A 21,992-nucleotide genomic window follows, 5' to 3' on the forward strand; every position below is an offset into this window, starting at 1 on the left:
AACAATGGCGAAACATCAAATGTGCTTCGAAAATAGTTGTTACACATATTATAATATTCAAAAAAAATGTTGCAACCTGTGCAAGTTAATTAACGAACAAAAAACGGTTTATGTTCATAACAGCAACACAAAAAAATCCTACCTCTCTTTGTAGAGAGTTAGGATTTCCACTTCCGTTTGACAAGCTGATTAATCACTTCAGAAAAAATCAATCCCATGGCAATCGCTCCAGAAATCATAAACGCTTTCGCCGCGAGCGATATCGCCGTATTGTAGTCGTTGAAAACGACGTGGCGCATTGCTTCAAACGCCAATCCTCCTGGGACAAGCGGAATAATTCCGGAAACACTAAAAATCGTAACTGGCGTCTTATATATTCTTGCAAATATGGTGCTGATCATCGCAACAAAGAAAGCCGCAATAAACGTAGCGGCAACACCATTTAATTGATGTTCGGCAAATAAAAAATAAATCATCCATCCAACCATTCCGACAAATCCGCTATTGATTAACAATTTCTTTGGAATGTTAAAAATAATCCCAAACGCTGCTGAAGCAATAAAACTTGTTAATATATGTTGTATGATCATCCGCAATTCCCCTTACGATTAGCCAATCGACAAAATAAGCGCAATACCGGTGCCGATCGCGAACGCTGTTAAAAATGCTTCCGCACCTTTAGACAACCCAGCGAGAAAATGTCCTGCCATTAAATCACGCACCGCGTTCGTAATCACTAGTCCCGGCACTAACGGCATGACAGATCCAATAATGATTTTATCTAAATTCGCCCCCAACCCAATCGCAACAAGAATCAAGGCCAATCCACCGCTTATAAACGATGCAAAAAATTCAGCGAAAAATCGTATTTTCACAAGACGGTGAATCATCTCAAAACAATAAAATCCTGCTCCTCCGGCAAGAAACGAAGGAAAGAAGTTGTTCCATCCTCCAAACATGACAGCAAAACATCCGCTGGCAATCGCCGCCGCTGCTACTTGCTGCGAAAGGGAGTAAGCAAACTTTTGTTTTTCCACTTCTTTTAACTGTGTATATGCCTCATCCAATGATAATTCTCCATTGCTGATGCGACGGGAAATATTGTTCACAAGCGCGACTTTTTGCAAATCTGTCGAACGTTCCACAATCCGAATAAACTGCGTGGAATTCATTCGATCAATCGAAAAAATAATTCCTGTCGGCGTGACATAACTGTGCGAACGGGGAATGCCAAAGGAAGCAGCAATACGCATCATTGTATCTTCCACACGATATGTTTCCCCGCCGCTTTCGAGCATAATTTTTCCCGCAAGTAGACAAAGGTCTACAATATCGTTTGTACGGTCATGGTAAGTCGGCATTCTCTATCTCTCCATTCATGCTTCATTTGTGATATTACAAAAAAATATAACGCTAGACAATAGCCGTTTTACACACTTGCTGCTTTCATGCCAAGAAAAGCAAGAAGCAGACCGAGTATATAGCTTAATGCAAGATACAAAACAAACATTTTCCATTGCTTATGAATATAAAAAGCCATACTTTCTAGCTTAAATGTGGAAAAAGTCGTAAATGCCCCCATAAATCCTGTTCCGAAAAGAAGCTTCCACGAATCATTCCATCCTTTTCCTATAATATATCCAAGCAAAAAAGATCCGATTAAATTGACTAATAATGTAGCAAGCGGAAAAGAAGAAGGATACTTCTGTTTGATCCAATTGCTGATGCCAAAGCGCGCAATCGCGCCGAAAAAACCCTCCGATCGCCACCAGTGCGCTGTTCCATAACATAAGATCTCCTCCTTATTCCGCCGCCTCTTTTTGTGCATGCAAGCGGCCGTGTCCAAGGCGAAATCCGATCCATGCCATAAGCAGCCCGCCGCACATGCTGAGGAAAACGTAGAACAACGCTAACTCTAAATGAGACGTGTGAAGCAACTGAACCGTCTCGACGCTGAACGTCGAAAAAGTCGTAAACGATCCTACTAATCCCGTTCCTAGTCCTGTCACAACATAAGGAGGAAGATTGCGCAGCCGAGGCAAATAAGCAGTCAGCCATCCTAACGCAAAACAGCCAATTATATTGGCCAGCCATGTTGCCAAAGGAAACAACCCGTTCCATAAGGCGCCCACAAACAATCCTAAATAATAGCGAAGCAGCGCGCCGACAATGCCGGCAAGACCAACGACGACATAAATCACGAACAATACCCCTTTTCCTTCAATTTATCCAAAAAACAAACTCCTACCAATAATTGATTTACTGGTAGGAGTCATCAGCCCGAACGATAGTTTAGCGAACTCCATCGCCTATTACTCTGTCCGTTATTATAACAAAAAGATATCTCATTGCCAATTTGCGCAGTTTCTCCCTTGGCTGTCTATGTTTTTACCAGCCATCTGTTTTTTTCTTCTTATTCTTCTGCACTGATCACGTATGGAAACATTTATTGTGACAACCCCAAACTTTCGTCATCATCCTTCTTCGTTCATCACCGAACTTATGACTAGTTACTCTCCTTACAAGAATAACTGCTACGAAAGCCCGTGACTTTAGTCATCGGGATGAAGTGGCTGAATAATAAAATTATTAGAATATTCTTTATTATTATAATTGTAACCTATCTAATGTTTGGTTATCATGATATTAGATAGGGGTGATTTATTAAATCTCTATGATCAATATTACATAAAGAAGGAATGGTTTATCTTCATCCATATCATGTGATTTTCTACCCAAAATACAGACGAAAAGTGTTAGTCGGTGAGATGGAAAAAGATTTAAGAAAAATTTTTTATCAAGTGGTGAAAGAAAAGGATGTTGAAATCCAATCGTTAGAAATCATGCCTGACCATGTTCATTGGTTTATTTCCTTATGATCCAAGAATTCATATTCATGCGTTAATCCAGAAATTGAAAGGTCGAAGCAGTCGTATTTTTCGTGAAAAATATCCCCCCTTGAAAAGTCGACTGCCTTCCCTTTGGACTCGCGGCTATTTTTGCTGTACAGTTGGATGTGTTTCAGAAGAAACCGTTAGGAAATACATTGAAAATCAAAAACATGTGTAAAGGAGGTGGGTTGCATTGGCGGGAGCGAAAACACCAAGCTATGTATTGACGTTGCGGCTCCAGACAGAATCATGGCAAAAACATATCCTCGAAAAGCGGTTTGAAATCGGCCGCTGTTTGTATAACGCCTGTTTAGAGGAATGTTTGAAGCGGTACAAAAAACTCCAACATGATTCCCGCTATCAAGACCTTGCTCAACAGAAGCCCTCCAAAGAAAAAAATCGCCAACTTTCCGACCTGCGAACCGAGTACGGACTCTCCGAATATGCGATGCACGCTTTCGTTCAGCCAATGCAGCGCCACTTCCGCAAACACATGGACGCGCATACGGCGCAAAAAATCGCCACCAGAGCGTGGAAAGCGGTAGAAAGGTTCTTGTTTGGCGCTGCCAAACGGGTGTATTTTAAACGGTTCGGCGAAATGGGTTCGTTAGAGGGAAAATCGAATTCCGCAGGGATTCGCTTCAAAAGCCATGCCATCCATTGGAATGGGCTGATGATCCCTGTCATCATCCAACCAAATGATGTGTATGCCCATCTCGCCTTGCAAGACCGAATCAAGTATTGCCGCATTGTACGTAAACGGATTCGGGGGAAAGTAAAGTATTATGCCCAACTCATTTTGGAAGGGGTTCCGCCGCAAAAAATCAATCGGCAAACCGGCAAAGCCAAGCATCCCCGTGGTGAAGGAGTGGTCGGCATTGACATTGGCACGCAAACGATCGCCATTTGCGCTCCGAACGAAGTAAAATTGTTGGAACTCGCTCCAAGTGTGGATGACATCCATCCGGAAAAAAGGCGGCTGCAGCGAAAACTAGACCGGCAGCGGAGAGCAAATAATCCAAATAAGTACAACGAAGATGGAACCATCCAGCGAGGAAACAAAGAAAAGTGGGTGTGGAGCAAAAATTATATCAAAACAAAAAATCAATTAGCGGAACTGCAAAGGAAGTTAGCGGAAAAACGCAAGCAAGATCATAATAAGCTGGCAAATTGGATATTATCGTTAGGCAATGATATTAAAGTGGAAACAATGAATTATAAAGCATTGCAAGCAAGAGCGAAAGAAACAACGATGAATGAGAAAACAGGAAGGTATAATAGAAAGAAACGATTTGGTAAAAGTATAGCGAATAAAGCTCCAAGCATGTTTTTAGCCATATTAGACAGAAAATTACGGTATGACGGAAAAACGCTCAAAAAAATAGATACATTCTCTGCGAAAGCCAGCCAATATAATCATATCACGGGTGAATATGTAAAAAAGAGGTTATCCGAACGATGGAACGATATGAATGGCTGTAAAATTCAACGAGATTTATATAGTGCGTTCCTCATCATGAATGCGAAAGATCACTTAAAAGAAATCGATAGAGAAAAATGTTTTGCGACATGGGAAAGATTTAAGCGACTGCATGATAAAGAAGTAGAACGTTTAAAAAATAGTGGTAATAAATTATTAAGCAGTATGGGAATTTAAATGATGAAAAGCGTCTTGAACCGGGCGCACAGGGCGCTAAGCACCATTGAGGTGTTTGCCCATGAAAGTCTTGTGGAATGAGAGTGAGTGTCTATACGAAGGTATAGACGAAGCTCTTTAGTACACAAGAACCTGCCGACTTTAGTCGTGCAGAGGTTCAGATCTTGATCTAAAACCTCATTTTTACGATCGCGCACAACCCAAACAGCGATTAAAGAAATAATCGAGGTAATGATGATATAAAGAGCGACTGGAACATAAGAATTGTCATATTCCGCTAACAGCGCTGTCGCAATAAGCGGAGCCGTTCCGCCCGCAACCGCGGCGCCGATTTGATATCCAAGTGTAATCCCTGTATAGCGCACGTTTGATTTAAATATTTCGGAAAACATCGTCCCTAACACAGCAGTAATCGGCGCCCAAATAATTCCAAGTCCAATTACCGTCGCGATAATCATCAGTGTTACTGAGCCTTGCTGCAGTAACCAAAAGTACGGAAACGCATACAATATCATTAAAATCGTTCCACCGATATAAAGCGGTTTGCGTCCAATTTTATCGGACCAGCTGCCCATGACCGGAATTAAAATCGTCGTGATCAAAGAGCGAATGATGTATAGGATAAAAGCAGCCCTACGGTCGGATCTTCGCTCGGGAAAAACAACTGATTAAATACAAGCGCAGCGACCGTTCCATACAAGAAATAATCAAACCATTCAATCGAACTCCCGACAAGACTCGCTACTAGCACACGACGTGATACTCCCTTATCCACCGTTATTCCCCCATTCTTTGTTGTCCCTGGCAATAATATTTTATCGTTAATATTCAGAAAAATAAAATAAAAAAATTCTTAAACTGCTTACTCCATCGTCTTACGAATATGTTTCGAAATCATCACTACTCTGTTCCTGCCGCCCGGCATTAATAAGCTTCGAAATACGGGCAAATCCGATGAAGCAAAGCCCGTATATTCCCCAACTGATTGCTTGCCTAAGAATTCTTGCTTTATCAAACGCTTCAACGCCATAACGAACAATCAGCCAAGCTTTGATGGCAGCAAGAAGCAAATCTCGCAATGCAAAAGCCAATGTTATCCATTGAAACAAAGATAAGACGTCTTTTTGAAAAAACCGCTGTTTCATCACTTGACGGTTTGCTCCCTGCATCTCCACAAAGTCCAGCGAGATATAAAGAACGATTGGCTTATTCGCCGCCATCGTCGCCAAAAACAAAATCGCCAATGCCACCGAATAATATACTCCGTTCCATAACATTTGCAGCGCAGAGCCGGCCAGCACGTCTAACAGCGTTCCGATGACTAAATTAGCGATCATAAATATGCCAAAAAAATTGATTCTTCTAATGGAAAAAAAGCGGTATACGGTGTACACCATGCCGGGAACGGCGGAGACGAGCATCGCATAATAGTCGCCGATGTGACCGCGCGCCGCATGCCAAACAACCAATGGAAAAATAATATAGCATACTACATCAAGCAGCACTACTTGCTTAGACATTTGCTTTCCACCTATCTTTCGTTTTCCTGCTCCATATTTCGCTTCCCATCCATGTAATTCCTGCAAAAAATATTTGGCTATTTTCGAGGATGATTCGGAATGCGGATGCCGCGCGAAAAGTCATTTCCCGTGCCTGCTGGTATATAGCCAACAATACCGTGCTTAAATGGAAAGACACCGTTTGCGATTTCATGGACCGTGCCGTCGCCGCCGATGGCAATAATGGCGGCAGTTTCGCTCGTACTCTCAATGATTTGCCTGGCAATTCGTTTCCCATCACCTTGCTTCTCTGTAAAAAATACTTCATATGAAATATGTTTTTGGCGAAGAACTTTCTCTAATCTTTTCCATACCTTTTTGCACCGCCCATTTTTCGCCGCTGGATTGACAATAAAATAAAGTTTCATCCTTTCTCCCCCATAAAAACTCCGTTATCGATTTTTCTCAAGGATGCTGTATGTTTATGTGCATATACATTAAATTAACGCTATTGTACATTATTTCTTTAATTTTTATGAAGTAATATCCAACAAATTTACTGCATGCGTGCCATCCTTATCTATCACTTCGAGCTTTGAAATCTAGTTTTGCAATATTCCCATAATAATGTAAAATGATACAATAAACACATAGTTATTTGATAATTTAAAATTTTAATTGAATAAATATAAAAATATATGGTAGTATGGTAATAATCTGCTAAACCAATAAGCTACCGTCTATGATCATGCTGCATCATTCATCATCAGAAGGAGGAAATGCCTATGATTGTAACAAAAGAAAACTTAAATCCGTATGAAATCGTCAAAAAACAAATTGAAACGGCGGCAGTGAAACTAGGTTTAGAACCGCACATCATTGAAATTTTAAAAAGACCGATGCGAGTTCTCTCCGTATCATTCCCTGTCAAAATGGACGATGGTTCCATCCGAGTATTCGAAGGATATCGCGCTCAGCATAACGATGCTTTGGGCCCTACTAAAGGGGGAATCCGCTTTCATCCTGATGTTACACTTGATGAAGTGAAGGCATTATCGATGTGGATGTCATTTAAATGCGCTGTCGTCGGACTTCCTTACGGCGGCGGAAAAGGCGGAGTCATCTGTGACCCGCAAACATTAAGCCGTGGGAATTAGAACGAGTCAGCCGCGGATTTATCGAAGCCATTTCGCAAATCATCGGCCCGGATAAAGATATTCCTGCGCCTGACGTTTATACAAATTCGCAAATCATGGGTTGGATGATGGATACATATAGCCGCATCAATCAATCTTTCTCCCCAGGCGTCATTACGGGAAAACCGCTCATCATCGGGGGATCGAAAGGAAGAAATGAAGCAACCGCGCGCGGTTGTGTCATTACGATTCAAGAAGCGATGAAAAAACTTGGACGTCCGTTAAAAGATGCAACCGTTGCGATTCAAGGATTCGGAAACGCGGGAAGAACCGCCGCCAAACTGCTTGCAGAACTGGGATGCAAAATCGTCGCTGTCAGCGATTCCAAAGGCGCTATTTATGACCCGAACGGATTGGATATAGCGAAAGTAGAACATTTGAAAGATCATCACGCTTTGCTCGACTACGGTGCGGAATATCAAATCGATCCTTCCGCTTTATTGGAACTGAAAGTAGACATTTTAATTCCTGCCGCTTTAGAAAACGCGATCACATCCAAAAACGCTGACCAAGTTCAGGCGAAAATCATCGCAGAAGCAGCAAATGGCCCAATCTCTCCGGATGCAGACCGCATCCTCACAGAGAAAGGAATTATCGTCATCCCTGATATTCTTGCGAACGCAGGCGGCGTAACCGTATCCTACTTTGAATGGGTGCAAAATTTAATGAACTATTACTGGAGCGAAGAAGAGGTGAACAAAAAATTAGCAAACATCATGGTGCAAAGCTTCCACGCCGTTTATGAAGCAGCGGAAGAACATGAAACCGATTTGCGCACAGCCGCTTACATCATTTCGTTAAAACGAATCACAGAGGCGATGAAAGCGCGCGGCTGGGTATAAAAACTAGAAGCAGTTTTGAAACGAAGCCTCACTTGGGGGCTTTGTTTTTTCTGTCTCTATTATTCTCTTTTCAACAAAAAATCCGAACTCGTTTGTGAGTTCGGACCGAATTTCTGTTATTGTTGTTGCTGTTTTATATCCTCCCCGATAATTTTCACCTCTAATTCAAGATCAACGCCGAATTTCTCTTTTACCGTCTTCCGCACCATTTCAATGGTTGCAATATAGTCGGAAGCGGTGGCGTTGTTTTTATTAATAATGAAACCAGCATGCTTCGTCGATACTTCCGCACCGCCGACTCCTTTTCCTTGCAGGCCGCTGTCTTGAATAAGTTTGCCCGCAAAATAGCCAGGAGGTCGTTTAAATACACTGCCGACAGACGGATACTCAAGCGGCTGTTTTGATTCGCGCTGGAACGTTAAATCGTCCATTTTTTCTTTAATTTTTTGCGGATCGCCTTTTTTAAGCTGAAATACTGCCTCTAACACGATATCATGTGTCTTGCTAATAATGCTTGTGCGATAACCGAGCTGCAAATCATCTTTTTTCAAAATCTTACATTCTCCTGTTTGTGTGATAACCTTCACATGATCAATCACGTCTTTGACTTCTCCGCCGTAGGCGCCCGCATTCATCATAATCGCGCCGCCGATAGATCCCGGAATGCCGCATGCAAACTCGAGCCCCGTTAAGCTATGTTCTAGCGCAAACCGGGAAACGGCTTTAATATCGGCGCCGCTTTGGGCGATGATTTTTTCCCCTTCCACTTTGATTTCTGTAAGATGTTTTAATTGCATCACAATGCCGCGAATGCCGCCGTCACGCACGATGACGTTCGACCCGTTGCCAAGCAGTGTAAAAGGAAGCTGATATTTTTCTTTTAACCGAACGACTTCCATTACTTGCTCATATGTTGTTGGCCAGACAAGGAAATCCGCCTTGCCGCCAATTTTGACTAATGTATGATATTTCAGCGGTTCATCCCGCAAGACATTTTCTTTCCCGCAAATTTGCACTAATTCTTGATAAATCATTTCATTTGTATACATTGCCTTTCCCTCTTTACTTTTTTATTTATTTTTGTGAAATACGTATATCCGATTCTAATTTCATCTCGACATTTCCTTTTATCGCTCTTGATATCATGCAGCTTTTTTCTGCTTTTTCCGCAAGGAGCGCTGCTTTTTGGACCTCTTTGTCCGTCGCTCCAGCAGCCAATGTGATCGCAGGACGGTGAATGATCGTTTTGTACGTAATTACTCCTCTCTCTACTTCCACAATTCCTTCTGATTCCATTGTAAGTTCATTAACCGGAATGGAAGAACGTTCTAACATCGCCGCAAGCGTAATTAAATAACAGGTTGCTGCTGCGCCTAACAACATTTCGTCTGGATTTGTTCCAATTCCTGGTCCATCCATCTCCGGCGGAATGGATACTTTCGTCTTCAACTGGCCAGCGTCAATAAAGCCGCTGCCATTTCTTCCGCCAGACCAATTCGCTTTTAAGAAAAAATGATGTTGTTCCATTGTAATCCTCCGCATCGTGAAAAATCATCCAACGTCATACGCTAATCCATCGTCCGCGTTTTCACGACGGAACGCCATTTCTATTTTACAATAAACGCTCCATTTTGGTAACGAGCAAAATCTAATAATTCTTCCCGCTCCTTAGCAGCCAGTGAGAATCTATTTTTCGCATGGTAGAATAACGAAAATAACCACACTTTTCTATATCCATATGCGTAAAATAGATTCATTCCAACGTGCAAATGAAAAAAATTGTTACATCTAAAAAGTAAGCAGGAAATTTGAAATAATGTGCAAGCAATAGTAAGATAATTGTCGAAACCGTTTAAAACAGTATCTGGAACTAAATAAAAGTTTTATTAATGGTGAGTGGGTTGAAGGATTAAGTTCGAACTCTTATAATATTTTAAACCCGTATGATGATTCTGTCATTACAACAGTTAAATTAGCTACAAAAGAACAAACACAGGAAGCTTTTGAAGCGGCGCAGCAAGCGCAGAAAAAATGGGCGAAATCTTCGGTAGAGGAAAGAAAAGCGGTCATCCGGAAAGCTTAGAGTATTTTAAAGAGAATAAAGAAGCAATTTTAGAGACCATGGTAGTAGAAACAGGCAGCACATATATAAAAGCGGAAATGGAATATCAAATTACGTTAGATGAATTAGTAGAAGCGGAAAAAATGACAGAAGAGATTTATACGTATAGAGAAGTTCCTTCTCCTATTGAAGGAAAAACAAATCGAATTTATCGATTGCCGCTCGGAGTTATTTCATCGATTTCTCCATTTAATTTCCCGTTATTTTTATCGATGAGAACCATTGCCCCTGCGATCGCATTAGGTAATGCGGTCGTTCATAAACCGGATTTGAAAACCGGCTTAACCGGAGGTTCGATTATTGCGGCAGCGTTTGAATATGCTGGATTGCCTAAAGGTGTACTCAATGTGATTTTAACGAATTCGAGAGAAATTGGAGATGAAATGTTAACAAACCCTCATGCTAAGTTGGTCAGCTTCACTGGATCGACAGAGGCAGGAAAGCATGTCGGAGCTGTCGCTGGTGGAGCTTTAAAACGCGTTGCATTAGAATTAGGCGGAAACAGTCCGTTTGTCGTGTTGAGCGATGCTGATGTAGATCGCGCAGTGGATGCAGCGATATTCGGAAAGTATCTACACCAAGGCCAAATTTGTATGATCGTGAATAGATTCATTGTTCATAAAGATTTGTATGATGAATTTGTACAGAAGTTTGTGGAGCGGGCTAAAAACTTGCCGTACGGAGATCCGCGCAATCGTGAAAATGTGATTGGTCCGATCATCGACCAACGTCAGTTAGAAAAAGCACTAAAGGTAATTGAAGAAGCAAAAGCAGAAGGAATTCCGTTGGCATTAGAAGGAAAACGCGTAGGAAATATATTAACGCCATATGTATTTGTAGATGTGGATAATGATAGTAAGTTAGCTCAAACGGAAGTGTTCGCACCGATTGCGATCATGATTAAAGCGGAAACGGACGAACAAGCGATTGAATTGGCAAATGAAACCGAATATGGTCTAAGTTCGGCTATATTTACATCTGATCTTGAAAAAGGAACAGAACTAGCTTTAGAGATTGATAGCGGAATGACGCATGTAAATGACCAAACGGTTAACCTTCAATCGAATACACCATTTGGAGGAACAAAAGAAAGTGGATTAGGCCGTTTTGGAAATCCATGGATTGTAGAAGAGTTTACAGTGACAAAATGGGTTTCCGTTCAACATCAATATCGAAAATTTCCGTTTTAAGGAATAACTATATTAGTAGAGGATATATGCCCTTTATTGAGCATATATCCTCTTTTTTCATAGAACGCGTCGCAAAACGCATAACGGATGCATAAAAAATAAATCGCACCCCATCTTGCTTAATCCCTTGCGCAGAAACGTCTTGTCTCAACTTGAGAAGATGAAGGTGGGGCGTTGTTTGGATATTTTCACCGTCCGCCATCCGATAGGTGACAAGCGGAAAAGAGGGGAAACAGCTAGGAATTTATCATATTTTATATGCCGAAAGTGACATTGGAAATGGTATTATTCGATAATTCTTATTTTGAATTTGTTGCCATCATCGAACCCAATAAAATAACTCCCCTCAATTGCTCCCATCTCGTTTTTCTTAAAACAATCTTTTATATCTTCTACTATTTTCTCTAAAAGTTCTTCTTTATGATTTACTCCATATACCTCTAAACTGTAACCACTCATTTCAATTCCTTTTGGTTTCGCGCTAACAAACGTATTATTCAATACTTTGAATTCCCCATCTTTATAACCTATCATACCGTTACCCGACTTTATGCAAGCTAAGTTGTATTTGAAGAGTATATCGGCTAACTCTTTCATAAATACTGAACTCATCTGCATCCAATCCCACCCCAATCGCATAAATAATTTCATCCCGCCACCGCATGGCTCGGCGTCTATTATTAATTTGTCAGCTAGTCCATCCCATGTAATCGTCTTGGTCTTGTCCAATGCCATCATTGAATCATCCTCTGATGCGTTTACGGCAATTGTGCATATACCCGTCCGATCGCTGTTGCAATTCCTCTAACTGTGCCAACTGTATCGCCAATGGTGCACAACGGATTACGCCAGCTTTCCTAGAAGAGAAGCGCGGCCGCCACCAACGTTTTCATCGACTTTCTCCCGACAAAACATGATACTCTTTCAACATATCGTGTTAGCAATCCAATTCTGCTTCGATATGTTTGAACACATCTTTTTTAAGCTCCGTTGCGGCCGCCTTTTCATCCACTTCAATAACATATAATAAGCATGTTCTCCTTTATATTCTTCCGCATGATCACTAGTACAAAGCAAAATGAGACTATCGACTATGTTTTGTCCATCTTCTAAAAACCTAGATAGAAATGTAGTTTCTTTGTTGCTCCGCATCTCTCACACTTATTTTTGCATTTCTTACGAACAGCTTTTTGGTACCGGTATCCCTCTTTTCTCTTGTGGATTTTTCAATATGTATTATCGGAAGTCCATCTTTTAAATTTCCGAATGATTAGCATGCTCTTGCAGAAACAACACCGCAACAAAGCTAGGAATGGCATCGCAGAACGCACATATTACCTGCATTGTTGTCCCCTAGTGTAAAACGTGGAAACAAAGGATGATGTATAAAATTTTGTATAAAGCATTTTGCTAGGCAAAAAGAAAAAAGGTAGGGTATTCTCTGATTTGGACCAAAAATCTTAGAGAAAGGAGTACCCTACCTATGTCTAAAAGAAGTATACCGAATGTCGACTGGGCAAATCAACTGGAAAGTGTCATTCGTCAGTTTGTAAAAGAAAAATTAGAACTGATTATGCGGGAAGAAATCAAAAATTTCCTCGAAATCGAACAGGCTGGAACACCGAATAGGAGAAACGGCTGCTATCTCCGTTGTGTTCGGAAAAAAGATCAATTCGAAATGGTGGAGGACCTGAAACTCATTTATCGTTCTCCGAATAAAGAAATCGCATTGGAGATGTTTCAACAGTTTCAATCCAAATAGTCTCACAAATACCCAAGGGAAGTCCAATCGTGGGCAAATGAGTTGGATGTCCTTCTCATTTATGGACTATCCAAGCAGTATTCGAAGTGTGATTTATACAACGAATGCCATCGAACGAACGATCAAGGAGATTCGGAAACGCCTAAAACCGATGAACAGTTTGAATAGTTTAGAAGCCGCAGAAAAAATCGTGTATTTGACCATTCATTAATGAGAAATGGGCAGGGCGAAAGTTGCGAGGATTTGCCGAAGCGCAGGAAGCCCTTCAACGAATGTTTGAAGAACGTTATCATTAACCAAATACTGTAAATAAACAAAATAGGGGGATTCTCCCTTTCCACACAGGAGACTGAATATTCAGTCTCCTGTGTGGAGAAAATCAGTCCCCTATCAATTCAAATCCATTTCAGAGAAACCCTACCCCATTTACATTACACAAAATTCTTGACGGTACCGACACAGTAGACACATACTGCGACATAGGGGGATTTTAAGAATTCTTTTTGATGTTACTGTCCAGCTTCTTTGAGCAATAAAAGCAGAATAAGCCAACAGCTAAACTTAAAAAGGCTGGTACAATGGCATAAACGAAGAAGATTGTCCAAATAAATAGGTATCCACTAATTGCAAATATAAGCCAACTGGTAATAAGTAAAAAACTAGATAAAAATTCTTTCGTAAATATCACCGTCCTAAGAATGTAACTTTATTCTATCATAGGACTATCCATAATATTGGAATAACTTGTTGCACAGTTCGAAAAAACAGTGTAACAAAACACTATTTGAAGATACTAAACCTACATTGTATTCCACTAGATAATCCGAATACTCATTATTCTTAACCATTTCCCCCCTTTACTGTAATATTTAATTTTACCTATTTTTATAATTTTTAGAAATATGACCAAATATAATGTGCGGCATTATATATAAGACGATTGATATTAAAGTGCTAAAAATTGTTTACTTGTACTTGATATTACAGAGTAAGGTGGCATTTTATTCAGATGCCCTTTTTCAACTAACGGGAGCTTTAGTTTAATAAATGGTGAACGTGTTGCAAAACGCATAACGAATGCATAAATGCACATAAAAAAATCCACCACCTTGGAAATCATATACAGTGACCAAAACCAACTACCAAGGGGTGGACACTATCATGTTTTCCAATTTAAACAACGAACATACATGGGCTGCCGAGGGAATCATTTTATCTCATGTGTTAACCACAGCGAATCGAAATGATGCGGCAGTGGCACCAGAATTACTTGTTTCTTTAAAGAAGTGGGATATCGAATTGGTATTGGGCGATGCCGCGTATGACAGCGAAAAGGTTCGCCAAACAGCTGAGCAGTCAGGAATCCTATTCAATTTCCCCTATCAACCGCCGCAATAGCAAGGAACGGAAAGATGCCTATGGCCGGGTTTTTCCTGTCTTGTTGAAAACGAGGTTTGGCCAATGGCTGTTTGGGCTTCGCCGCAGGATTGAACGGGTATTTAATGAGTTAAAAAGTGATGGGGTGGAACAGCCGCGATGGTATGGATTTCATCGATATGTACTGCATGTGTTATGCTGCATCCTTATGCATAACTTGAGTTTTTACTTTAGTTTTGCAACACCATCTGTTATTAATATAGTTCACGGCCTACTTCATGCTCATGCCAGTATTTTACTACACAAAAAAGCATCGTTTCAATGCATGAGTAAACGCTTATGTCATGAAAACCTTTAAACAACTCTGAAAGCTTATACACATCTTCTCATTAGAAGAAAATGATCAAATCACACTTGAAACATTTTCTGCAATAATAATGAGCGAGTGGAATTAATAAGTGAAAAAATGCAAATACAGAAGAATGACTCAAGGCTCACGTTTAGAAAAAAAACGAGAGCCTTGAATCTTTTAATTAATTTCCCTAAAAAAGTCATATATCATTCAATCTTTCTTCAAGAAAATCGCCCGATTGTTGAAGTTTGCTTTTCATCTCATACTCATATACTGTGGGCTATGTAAAGTGCAAAAATGTATCTCATAGCACCAAAAACATTTCCTTATTTTTTCATTCAAAGATCTCTCACTTTTCGAAATAGATGTTTTACAAAAATTTTAATCACAGTTTATTCAAACGAAACTTTTTTTATCATTCACCGTAAATGAAATTGAATGGATAATTTTCCAACTTAAAGGAGAGAACAGTATGGAAGTACAGTATCAACAAATCTCACCTAGAGCGATGAAGGTACGCAATTTAAACGAACTTATTACATCACTCATTGCCCTTGTCGTTATAACTGGACTTTATTTTTGCACAGATTATTTTAACTGGTGGAGCTGGCTACGGTATGTTTGGATCGCCCTGTTTGTCATTACTATAATTGGTATTCCGTGGACCTATTTTGTAAGTTCACCGATATACTATAAAACTTTTCGATACGGGTTAACGGATGATTTTTTATACATTAAAAGCGGGATTTGGACAAAAGTGGAAGTTGTAGTGCCGATGACGAAAATACAATCAATTGAATTGACTCAAGGCATCATTATGCGAAAATATGGTGTCCGCTCAATTGAAATTAAAACTATGCAAGGTGGCGTTACCATTCCACATATTGAGGAAGAAGTTGCTATAAAGCTCCGCGATGATATTTCGAAGCTTGCCCGTTTAAAGGAGCTTGATGAAGTATGACGTTTCGCTATTCCAAGCTAAAAATATTCTATGACCTGCTAGACCTTATCAAAAGCAATCTGTTTATACTTTTCATTTTATTCCTAAATGCAGGTAGTAACTCTATGTTCATGAATATTGTGCAATGGGGTGCGATTGCGGTTTTCGGATTCAGTTTCCTGTTTCGCATCTATGAGACATTATTTACTAAAGTTGTATTTGCCGAAGATGGCATTCATATACATAAGGGCCTATTTTCTAAATCAGAGCAATTTATACCGCGTGAAAAATTTGAGAATGTGCAAACGAAGGCAAATGTTTTGCAACGATTATTTGGCGTACAATCGATCACAATGGAAACAGGAGAAGCAACTAGCGATGTGACATTGGAATTTGTAAATAAAGTGGATTGCATCAAGATAGAGGATTATGTTTTACGAAATGGAATCAAGAGCAGCATGCTGAGGAAGCCATCAATGAATCTGAACGTCAAATTCTTTTCACCACTACCATTCGTGATATTTTGAAAGCTTCCCTATTGTCCTTTAGTTTTTTAGCCATCATTCCTATTGGCTTAAATATATGGTCAGATGTACATCCAGAGAAATACATTAATGTAGACAAGGTTATGTCTCATCTTTCAGGATGGCTGCTCATCTTGCTAGTCTTACTTGCCGTATTAGCAGCTGTCGGTATCGGCGTCTTTAAAACGTTTAATAGCTACTATCAATATACCATTTCAATGGACAATGAACGCATTTATGTACAAAAAGGCTGGCTTTCTAAGCAAAGCTTTTCCATTCGCAAAGACAAAGTACAAGCGGTCATTTACAAACAAAACGGCTATCAAAAGTTGCTCGGTGTGACAACAATTAAACTTATTTCAGCAGGGGAAATTTTGCCAGGTGAGGACCAAAACATTAATGAATTTTTCCCGTACTTACCAACGGAAAAAGCACATGAATTAATAGCAATCATGCTGCCAGAATTTCAACTGCGTAGCATGACACATTATGCATCCCCTAAGGCAAAAAAGTTGATTTGGCTTCGACCACCAATTTTTGCAAGCCTCGTTGCTGCCATTGGATTTTGGAAACCCATTTTCTTTGTTTTTGGTGCGATTGTGTTGGTGTTTACTTATATCAATCGTATTCGAGAATACCGTAATACAGCGTTTAAGTTAGAAGATGCGCATGTACAGCTTCGCTCAGGTGCCTTTACAGTAGAAACACTCGTAACGAAACGGGCAAAGTTGCTTGAATTGCAATTTGAGCGTTCTTTGCTACAGCGAATTTTTGATGTCATGAGTGTAAAACTAACAAATCGTGCACACCCGGTTCACGTAACAACGTTATTAGATATCGATTCTTCTCTACAGCCGTTGATCACATCTTGGTTTGAAGCGCGCACAAAAGATGTGGAGATTGATCCACATTCACAGTGCGATTCTTTAAAGCAAGATGCTTGTCCGATTCCTTCTTACGTTGAAGTTAATAGCAAATAAATAGCATGCCAGCAGCATATTCAATTATGCTGCTTTATTTATGAAAAAACATAATTTATATTTATTTTAATAAGAAAGCGGCTAATCAAATCGATGCCCCGTTATCAAAATCAAACTAAAAATGCTTCGGCACCAAAATGGCACCAAATATAATTTGGACACCATTTTGAGTGCCCTGCTATAAAAAGCAAAAAGCTTGAAACCCTTGATACACAAGGATTTCAAGCCTCTCGCTCTAGTGATTCCGACTGGGCTCGAACCAGCGACCTCCACCCTGTCAAAATAGAAGGGGAAATTCAACTATGTAAATATGGGATAAATAAAATTAAATATGTCTTGAAAATACGCGATATTTCAAGGTTTTTTGTTTAAGAGAGTTAATAAAAATTAAATAAATTAATTATGTTAAAGTGCCTCTTGTGCAGATTTTGTGCAAGTTTTGTGCAGATTTTTCTTCGGTGTGTAGTATGTGGGTTCCTAAGTTAAGTCCGTATAATTGTGTAAAAAGGGAATAAACAAAAGAGCCACGTTGCTTCCTCTTTGGTCAAATAAACAGTGAACCCCAAACATAAGGAGGTATGCAACGATGGCCCAATATCATATTCCTGTAAATGATGAACTTTTGCACGGGTTATTGCCGAAAGATCAAGGATTGACTAAGCTACTCGAACAAATTCTGAATCAAATCCTCGAAGAAGAGTTTGAAGACGCTACGGCTGTCCTAGACTATCCGGATCGTTACCGGCGACGCCTGCGCACGACCAATGGAGTGGAACGGCTGAGCGAAAATATTGAATTTTTGAATTAAAATTATAAAAATTTGCATAATGAAGTCGATATAATAAAATGGAAAGGAAGTGAGAATAATGTTGAGTGGATTAAACCAAGAACAGATGGCAAATTTTAATTCTAATCGTCAACTTTGGATGCTTCGATCTCTTTATGGATATAAAGGACATGTATTAGAAGAAAAAAATAATGTTGTTATTTTAGATGGTAAAGGTTTCAGAAATATGATGGAAAATGCAACGGAACCCATTAATCCAGATAATGTGATACACATGTCAGCGGAAGAAGAACGTCAACTTCGCAGCAACGGAAACAGTGAACTCCTTATTCAAGCATTGAAAAGAGCTGGTGAATTAGGAATACTAGATCCAAATGGGCATCAAAAATCACCTGTTGTACAACGATTAATCGAAACTTAAATCAAATTTTAGGATATAAAGCTTACGGATTATAATCAAGAAAAACTGGAAAAGGGCGTTCATTTAGTAATTTTTATTGTTTTTTTCAATAACCAAGTGTTCTACAACTAAGCCACCTAGATGAGCAATTTCTATAACATTTTTGTGGAATTTTGCATTATTTGGAATTCAATCTCACGTGTACTCATGCCACTTTGATACATCTTGATGATCGCTTTCTCCAGCCAGCCGGTGTGACGTTGGCAAGGAGCAAACAACTGCGTTTAAAATTCCCCATTTCGATTTCTTGGGACCAAAAAAGACCTTCAATCCGGTCATATTGCGTATCTAGATTTCGTTGATAATAGTCATTTCTCATATTCGATGTTTCCGCCTGTTCGATTTAGAGGAAATTTTTGATTTCTTCATCCTAAAATGGAAACAAATATTTTTTGAAGAAATTAATAGGAAGGAATAATATCAATGAAAACTAAATTTCTTAATTACTTTAGTCCTATTCTATTAATGGGATATGGTGTTTATCAGGTCATTAATAATGATGTTGATATAACTTCTATTATTATTATCTTAGCTGCCACCTTTTCATTAATCTTGACCATTTATTCCGAAAATATCAAAAATGATGAAAAAATAAAATAAAATAAAATATATTATTGTTTGTTGATTTAGGAACATGAAGAATAGGCTACTGTATTCAGAACAGAGCCTCTTCTTTGTTTGTTATCTCGACAAGAAATGGTACGATCAATACGACTAAGAGAGCATAAACAATTAATGTGATAACAGAGATTGTCGTTGGAATCTGGAATGAAGTTAAAAGCACTAACAAGATAGGCACGGTTGCCGCTACGAGAAACAATTTCTTTTTCGATTTAGCGGTAAAAAATAGTTGTTGCTTGCAATTTGGACATCGCAACGGGTCTCTCTTGACAAGCATCGTCTGCTTAAATACCTCTGTCCACGAAAGTTTACGGTTACAATTTACACATGAAGGCATATTCCATCCCTCCTCTCGCTCTCAGCCATGACACATTAGGAAATGGCAAAAGTTGACCTTCTTAAAGATTCATATTAAAATTTCTGTTTCTTTACTCCATATACCTCTCACAAAAGATTTTTACATATATATTCATAAATACCACTTTTGTTAATAATCCCATGTTCCATTACTTTTTTCCTTCTTTAATTAAACTGTCCATTAGTGAAATAAGTTTTGCTTAAAAATAATTATAAATACCCGTGGTGCTAGATAAAATCAGACAAGCATAAAAATAGCCCTTGCATGAGGATCTCCTTAAAATGAAAGTGCGACCAAACATTCAAAAGGAGAAGTCCTATGCAAGAGCACTTTCATTTTACAACAGATCGAGCCAGACTTCAAAAACAATATGCATCGATTTTGCTTTTTGTATCGGCTCAACTATCGAGTATCCAGATTCCTCTTCAACGTCGAAATCTTCATTTGTCGAAACAGGAAGACGAAGTCATCATCGCCGTCCATGTCCTTGGCAAGTTGTTGGGCTTCACTTCCGAACGGGCTTGGCACCGGTTTGTGATCGGGAATTTGTTTTCCAAGGACTTGTTCCCTGAACGTTCTCGGTACAACCGTCGCTGCCGAGCGCTTGGCTTTGCGATCAAGTGGATGTGGCACCAGCTGGCCAAGCGCGGGCAACACCATGCGTATGCGGTCGTGGACAGCTTGCCGATCGAGCTGTGTCATTCAGCTCGAATGCATCGCGTCAAACGGTTTCGTGGAATCGCCGATATTGGCTATTGTGCTTTCAAAAAGACCGCTTTCTATGGGTTGAAACTTCATCTGCAGGCCACCGACCAAGGGCTTCCGATGGGATATGTCGTCACTGAAGCGTCTTTGTCACGACCGGGTGGCCGCTGAAACCGTCATGACGCAAATTCCACATCTATATAACCTAGGTGACAAAGGGTACATCAGCCAAAAACTGCAAAAGAAGCTGTACGAAGAGCATCGAGTCGCTTTTTGGACGCCCGTTCGAAAAAATCAGCGAATTCTCCAATCCGACGCATGGAAACAGTGGATGAAACGAAAACGCAAAGTGATTGAAACCGTGTTTTCGATTTTAGTCGATTCGTATCGGATCACCGAGATTCGAGCGAACTCGGTTTCTGGATTTGAAACGGCGCTGGATGGTATTTTACTGGCTTACTCCCTTGTTGTTCTTGGGCTAGTTGAGCGTTAAGACTCAACTAGCACCACGGGTAATTATAAATATATTTCTACCACATAAACCGAAGAACCAATAAAAATATATTCAAATTATTCCTTATAATTATCAAATTATTTATTTAAAAAACCGATAATAATAACAAATACTACTTTAGGGGGTAAAGTATGAAATGAATTCATTTTTTGGAAAACCAGGTAAGACATTAATTTTGTTTTAATTTTCACTTTGTTGGCCATTGGAGTACAGAAAAGCTATGCGAATGAATTACTTGTATCAAATCCAAACATGAATTCAATTATTGAACTACAAGAAAGTATGGGTTTTACGGATGAATCACTATCGGTAAATACTGATAAAGCACAAACTGAAATAAAAACAAACAAAAATTGGAAACGTTATACCAAAAATTCAATCCCAATATAATGTAGGTGGTTTAATATTAAATACTGAGGATTATTTAACAGAAGATGAACCAAATGACTTATTTTTCTTTAGTCCTAAAAACGTTAGTATCCAGATTTTATCAGAAAACGCTGATTATATTGCAACTTTATGTTGGAGATTTTGAAAATGAATTAGCATATCCCACTAACATCTATAGTTCACCGGGAGAATTAATGGTGTTAAGTAATCTTCCAGCAGGTGATTATGCTTTAGGTGTATTTTCACAAGGGACTTTGGGGATACATACAAACTTCAACTGAATGCCTCCAATCCTGCTAATTTTAATGAAGCCCTATTTATTTCGCTAGATTTCACAAAATTCGTTGCAAAATACAGCGATGATTCCGTGTATACAAACGGTCAATGTGTGTTGAATTTAAGTGGAAATAATGAACAGCTTGATTGGGAAAAAAATATTATTTCTCATACAACGGGGGATATTCGCAAAGAACGCATTCCCTATCGGATATAAAGATATCTGCTGTTTCAGAGCCGATTACCTACTCTTCTAGTTATGCAAGTTCTGATTTTGCAATTATGGTATATCTGGATGTAGGTACGCTTTTCACATACCACGAATCACAATATCAATCTGGTCCAGACCCGTACTACTATAGTTCGTTTGTTGATACTTTAGGCAAGGAAACACCACGCAGACTGGAAGCTGACGATTTTAACTATGGCGATCACATTTTAATCGTCGATTTAAAAACAGGTAAATCAATAGACTTCTTTAGTGTGTTGAATTTTTACTATGCAAGTAAGGTGGAACCATTGCCTTCCATTAAATATTTAGAATAGGAG

General features: G+C 39.4%; 21 protein-coding genes, 8 pseudogenes and 1 riboswitch. Of the genes and pseudogenes, 16 read left to right on the forward strand and 13 right to left on the reverse strand.

Annotated elements, in window-relative coordinates:
• Nucleotides 1-158: 158 nt before the first annotated feature.
• From NXM86_RS13660 to crcB (NXM86_RS13675), 4 genes and pseudogenes are all read right to left on the reverse strand, one after another.
• Complete coding sequence (locus NXM86_RS13660) at nt 159-590, reverse strand: threonine/serine exporter family protein (protein WP_081189252.1); 432 nt, start codon at nt 588-590, stop codon at nt 159-161.
• Nucleotides 591-608: 18 nt separating this feature from the next.
• On the reverse strand, nt 609-1,361 hold the full coding sequence (locus tag NXM86_RS13665) for a threonine/serine exporter family protein (RefSeq protein ID WP_012749501.1): 753 nt from the start codon (nt 1,359-1,361) through the stop codon (nt 609-611).
• Between the two features lie 68 nt (nt 1,362-1,429).
• Nucleotides 1,430-1,790: pseudogene (gene crcB, locus NXM86_RS13670) on the reverse strand (fluoride efflux transporter CrcB).
• A gap of 12 nt (nt 1,791-1,802) precedes the next feature.
• Nucleotides 1,803-2,201 carry a fluoride efflux transporter CrcB gene (gene crcB, locus NXM86_RS13675; RefSeq protein WP_062677664.1) on the reverse strand — a complete coding sequence of 133 codons (399 nt, stop codon included), beginning with the start codon at nt 2,199-2,201 and terminating at the stop codon, nt 1,803-1,805.
• 58 nt (nt 2,202-2,259) lie between these two features.
• A riboswitch (Fluoride riboswitch) is annotated at nt 2,260-2,319 on the reverse strand.
• A 380-nt stretch (nt 2,320-2,699) separates the two neighbouring features.
• Between crcB (NXM86_RS13675) and tnpA (NXM86_RS13680) the strand changes: the two genes are divergently transcribed.
• The 3 genes from tnpA (NXM86_RS13680) to NXM86_RS13690 are packed head-to-tail and all read left to right on the forward strand — an operon-like array spanning nt 2,700 to nt 4,548.
• On the forward strand, nt 2,700-2,879 hold the full coding sequence (tnpA, locus tag NXM86_RS13680; protein WP_233252989.1) for an IS200/IS605 family transposase: 180 nt from the start codon (nt 2,700-2,702) through the stop codon (nt 2,877-2,879).
• Nucleotides 2,854-3,069 carry an IS200/IS605 family transposase gene (gene tnpA, locus NXM86_RS13685; protein WP_205729486.1) on the forward strand — a complete coding sequence of 72 codons (216 nt, stop codon included), beginning with the start codon at nt 2,854-2,856 and terminating at the stop codon, nt 3,067-3,069. The genes tnpA (NXM86_RS13680) and tnpA (NXM86_RS13685) overlap by 26 nt, the downstream gene beginning before the upstream one ends.
• A gap of 15 nt (nt 3,070-3,084) precedes the next feature.
• A complete protein-coding gene (locus NXM86_RS13690; RefSeq protein ID WP_012749498.1) occupies nt 3,085-4,548 on the forward strand; it encodes an RNA-guided endonuclease TnpB family protein in 1,464 nt (487 codons plus the stop codon).
• 161 nt (nt 4,549-4,709) lie between these two features.
• Here NXM86_RS13690 and NXM86_RS13695 read toward each other — a convergent pair.
• The 4 genes and pseudogenes from NXM86_RS13695 to NXM86_RS13710 form a co-directional block, all read right to left on the reverse strand.
• Nucleotides 4,710-5,159 (reverse strand): annotated as a pseudogene (locus NXM86_RS13695) (MFS transporter); the annotation flags it as partial.
• Nucleotides 5,147-5,323, reverse strand: a complete 177-nt coding sequence (locus NXM86_RS13700; RefSeq protein ID WP_375217288.1) for a hypothetical protein — start codon at nt 5,321-5,323, stop codon at nt 5,147-5,149. The pseudogene NXM86_RS13695 and the gene NXM86_RS13700, both read right to left, overlap by 13 nt.
• A 100-nt stretch (nt 5,324-5,423) precedes the next feature.
• Nucleotides 5,424-6,068, reverse strand: a complete 645-nt coding sequence (locus tag NXM86_RS13705; RefSeq protein WP_062753704.1) for a VC0807 family protein — start codon at nt 6,066-6,068, stop codon at nt 5,424-5,426.
• A gap of 77 nt (nt 6,069-6,145) precedes the next feature.
• Nucleotides 6,146-6,475 carry an acylglycerol kinase family protein gene (locus NXM86_RS13710; protein ID WP_375217289.1) on the reverse strand — a complete coding sequence of 110 codons (330 nt, stop codon included), beginning with the start codon at nt 6,473-6,475 and terminating at the stop codon, nt 6,146-6,148.
• A 504-nt stretch (nt 6,476-6,979) separates the two neighbouring features.
• Between NXM86_RS13710 and NXM86_RS13715 the strand changes: the two are divergent.
• Together NXM86_RS13715 and NXM86_RS13720 are read left to right on the forward strand one after the other, a co-directional pair.
• A pseudogene (locus NXM86_RS13715) lies at nt 6,980-7,266 on the forward strand (Glu/Leu/Phe/Val dehydrogenase dimerization domain-containing protein); the annotation flags it as partial.
• Nucleotides 7,267-7,308: 42 nt separating this feature from the next.
• A complete protein-coding gene (locus tag NXM86_RS13720; protein ID WP_498959043.1) occupies nt 7,309-8,085 on the forward strand; it encodes a Glu/Leu/Phe/Val family dehydrogenase in 777 nt (258 codons plus the stop codon).
• Between the two features lie 116 nt (nt 8,086-8,201).
• On the opposite strand, the gene murB is transcribed toward NXM86_RS13720, so the two are convergent.
• Nucleotides 8,202-9,134: a UDP-N-acetylmuramate dehydrogenase gene (murB, locus tag NXM86_RS13725; protein WP_012749494.1), complete on the reverse strand. Its 933-nt coding sequence runs from the start codon at nt 9,132-9,134 to the stop codon at nt 8,202-8,204.
• Between the two features lie 25 nt (nt 9,135-9,159).
• Nucleotides 9,160-9,612, reverse strand: coding sequence for an OsmC family protein (locus tag NXM86_RS13730; protein ID WP_089096969.1), 453 nt, complete (start codon nt 9,610-9,612; stop codon nt 9,160-9,162).
• A gap of 337 nt (nt 9,613-9,949) precedes the next feature.
• Here NXM86_RS13730 and NXM86_RS13735 point away from each other — a divergent pair.
• Nucleotides 9,950-11,397, forward strand: a pseudogene (locus tag NXM86_RS13735) (aldehyde dehydrogenase family protein).
• A 285-nt stretch (nt 11,398-11,682) separates the two neighbouring features.
• Here the strand turns inward: NXM86_RS13735 and NXM86_RS13740 are convergent.
• Entirely contained in the window at nt 11,683-12,135 is a 453-nt protein-coding gene (locus tag NXM86_RS13740) for a hypothetical protein (RefSeq protein WP_081189885.1), read from the reverse strand.
• A 907-nt stretch (nt 12,136-13,042) separates the two neighbouring features.
• Here NXM86_RS13740 and NXM86_RS13745 point away from each other — a divergent pair.
• From NXM86_RS13745 to NXM86_RS13775, 7 genes and pseudogenes are all read left to right on the forward strand, one after another.
• Nucleotides 13,043-13,455, forward strand: a pseudogene (locus tag NXM86_RS13745) (transposase); the annotation flags it as partial.
• 901 nt (nt 13,456-14,356) lie between these two features.
• Nucleotides 14,357-14,762, forward strand: a pseudogene (locus NXM86_RS13750) (transposase); the annotation flags it as partial.
• A gap of 598 nt (nt 14,763-15,360) precedes the next feature.
• The gene (locus tag NXM86_RS13755; RefSeq protein ID WP_062753712.1) at nt 15,361-15,849 is read left to right on the forward strand and encodes a PH domain-containing protein; all 489 of its coding nucleotides are present in this window, start codon (nt 15,361-15,363) and stop codon (nt 15,847-15,849) included.
• A gap of 110 nt (nt 15,850-15,959) precedes the next feature.
• Complete coding sequence (locus NXM86_RS13760) at nt 15,960-16,355, forward strand: PH domain-containing protein (RefSeq protein WP_498958165.1); 396 nt, start codon at nt 15,960-15,962, stop codon at nt 16,353-16,355.
• A gap of 101 nt (nt 16,356-16,456) precedes the next feature.
• Nucleotides 16,457-17,332 (forward strand): PH domain-containing protein, encoded by an 876-nt coding sequence (locus NXM86_RS13765; protein WP_498958167.1) that lies wholly within the window; start codon nt 16,457-16,459, stop codon nt 17,330-17,332.
• A 586-nt stretch (nt 17,333-17,918) separates the two neighbouring features.
• Nucleotides 17,919-18,140 (forward strand): transposase, encoded by a 222-nt coding sequence (locus tag NXM86_RS13770; protein WP_062678809.1) that lies wholly within the window; start codon nt 17,919-17,921, stop codon nt 18,138-18,140.
• A 58-nt stretch (nt 18,141-18,198) separates the two neighbouring features.
• Nucleotides 18,199-18,540: a hypothetical protein gene (locus NXM86_RS13775; protein ID WP_108437850.1), complete on the forward strand. Its 342-nt coding sequence runs from the start codon at nt 18,199-18,201 to the stop codon at nt 18,538-18,540.
• 170 nt (nt 18,541-18,710) lie between these two features.
• Here the strand turns inward: NXM86_RS13775 and NXM86_RS13780 are convergent.
• Nucleotides 18,711-18,946: pseudogene (locus tag NXM86_RS13780) on the reverse strand (transposase); the annotation flags it as partial.
• 56 nt (nt 18,947-19,002) lie between these two features.
• Here NXM86_RS13780 and NXM86_RS13785 point away from each other — a divergent pair.
• Entirely contained in the window at nt 19,003-19,179 is a 177-nt protein-coding gene (locus NXM86_RS13785; protein WP_171699491.1) for a hypothetical protein, read from the forward strand.
• Between the two features lie 55 nt (nt 19,180-19,234).
• Here the strand turns inward: NXM86_RS13785 and NXM86_RS13790 are convergent, their stop codons facing one another.
• Entirely contained in the window at nt 19,235-19,537 is a 303-nt protein-coding gene (locus NXM86_RS13790) for a TIGR04104 family putative zinc finger protein (RefSeq protein WP_171699492.1), read from the reverse strand.
• A 339-nt stretch (nt 19,538-19,876) separates the two neighbouring features.
• Here NXM86_RS13790 and NXM86_RS13795 point away from each other — a divergent pair.
• Both NXM86_RS13795 and NXM86_RS13800 read left to right on the forward strand, forming a co-directional pair.
• Nucleotides 19,877-20,756 (forward strand): annotated as a pseudogene (locus tag NXM86_RS13795) (IS982 family transposase).
• A gap of 834 nt (nt 20,757-21,590) precedes the next feature.
• Nucleotides 21,591-21,989, forward strand: coding sequence for a hypothetical protein (locus NXM86_RS13800; RefSeq protein ID WP_287136252.1), 399 nt, complete (start codon nt 21,591-21,593; stop codon nt 21,987-21,989).
• The last annotated feature ends 3 nt before the right edge of the window (nt 21,990-21,992 follow it).

Source organism: Geobacillus sp. CX412, assembly GCF_027942335.1.
In the GTDB taxonomy this organism is placed as follows: domain Bacteria; phylum Bacillota; class Bacilli; order Bacillales; family Anoxybacillaceae; genus Parageobacillus_B; species Parageobacillus_B toebii.

Bases quoted from the DNA above. Each gene is read 5' to 3' on its own strand.
- NXM86_RS13660 (WP_081189252.1), bottom strand. From the start codon at position 590: ATGATCATACAACATATATTAACAAGTTTTATTGCTTCAGCAGCGTTT.
- NXM86_RS13665 (WP_012749501.1), bottom strand. From the start codon at position 1,361: ATGCCGACTTACCATGACCGTACAAACGATATTGTAGACCTTTGTCTA.
- tnpA (WP_233252989.1), top strand. From the start codon at position 2,700: ATGGTTTATCTTCATCCATATCATGTGATTTTCTACCCAAAATACAGA.
- tnpA (WP_205729486.1), top strand. From the start codon at position 2,854: ATGTTCATTGGTTTATTTCCTTATGATCCAAGAATTCATATTCATGCG.
- NXM86_RS13705 (WP_062753704.1), bottom strand. From the start codon at position 6,068: ATGTCTAAGCAAGTAGTGCTGCTTGATGTAGTATGCTATATTATTTTT.
- NXM86_RS13710 (WP_375217289.1), bottom strand. From the start codon at position 6,475: ATGAAACTTTATTTTATTGTCAATCCAGCGGCGAAAAATGGGCGGTGC.
- NXM86_RS13720 (WP_498959043.1), top strand. From the start codon at position 7,309: ATGATGGATACATATAGCCGCATCAATCAATCTTTCTCCCCAGGCGTC.
- murB (WP_012749494.1), bottom strand. From the start codon at position 9,134: ATGTATACAAATGAAATGATTTATCAAGAATTAGTGCAAATTTGCGGG.
- NXM86_RS13730 (WP_089096969.1), bottom strand. From the start codon at position 9,612: ATGGAACAACATCATTTTTTCTTAAAAGCGAATTGGTCTGGCGGAAGA.
- NXM86_RS13740 (WP_081189885.1), bottom strand. From the start codon at position 12,135: ATGATGGCATTGGACAAGACCAAGACGATTACATGGGATGGACTAGCT.
- NXM86_RS13755 (WP_062753712.1), top strand. From the start codon at position 15,361: ATGGAAGTACAGTATCAACAAATCTCACCTAGAGCGATGAAGGTACGC.
- NXM86_RS13760 (WP_498958165.1), top strand. From the start codon at position 15,960: ATGAATATTGTGCAATGGGGTGCGATTGCGGTTTTCGGATTCAGTTTC.
- NXM86_RS13765 (WP_498958167.1), top strand. From the start codon at position 16,457: ATGTCTCATCTTTCAGGATGGCTGCTCATCTTGCTAGTCTTACTTGCC.
- NXM86_RS13770 (WP_062678809.1), top strand. From the start codon at position 17,919: ATGGCCCAATATCATATTCCTGTAAATGATGAACTTTTGCACGGGTTA.
- NXM86_RS13775 (WP_108437850.1), top strand. From the start codon at position 18,199: ATGTTGAGTGGATTAAACCAAGAACAGATGGCAAATTTTAATTCTAAT.
- NXM86_RS13785 (WP_171699491.1), top strand. From the start codon at position 19,003: ATGAAAACTAAATTTCTTAATTACTTTAGTCCTATTCTATTAATGGGA.
- NXM86_RS13790 (WP_171699492.1), bottom strand. From the start codon at position 19,537: ATGCCTTCATGTGTAAATTGTAACCGTAAACTTTCGTGGACAGAGGTA.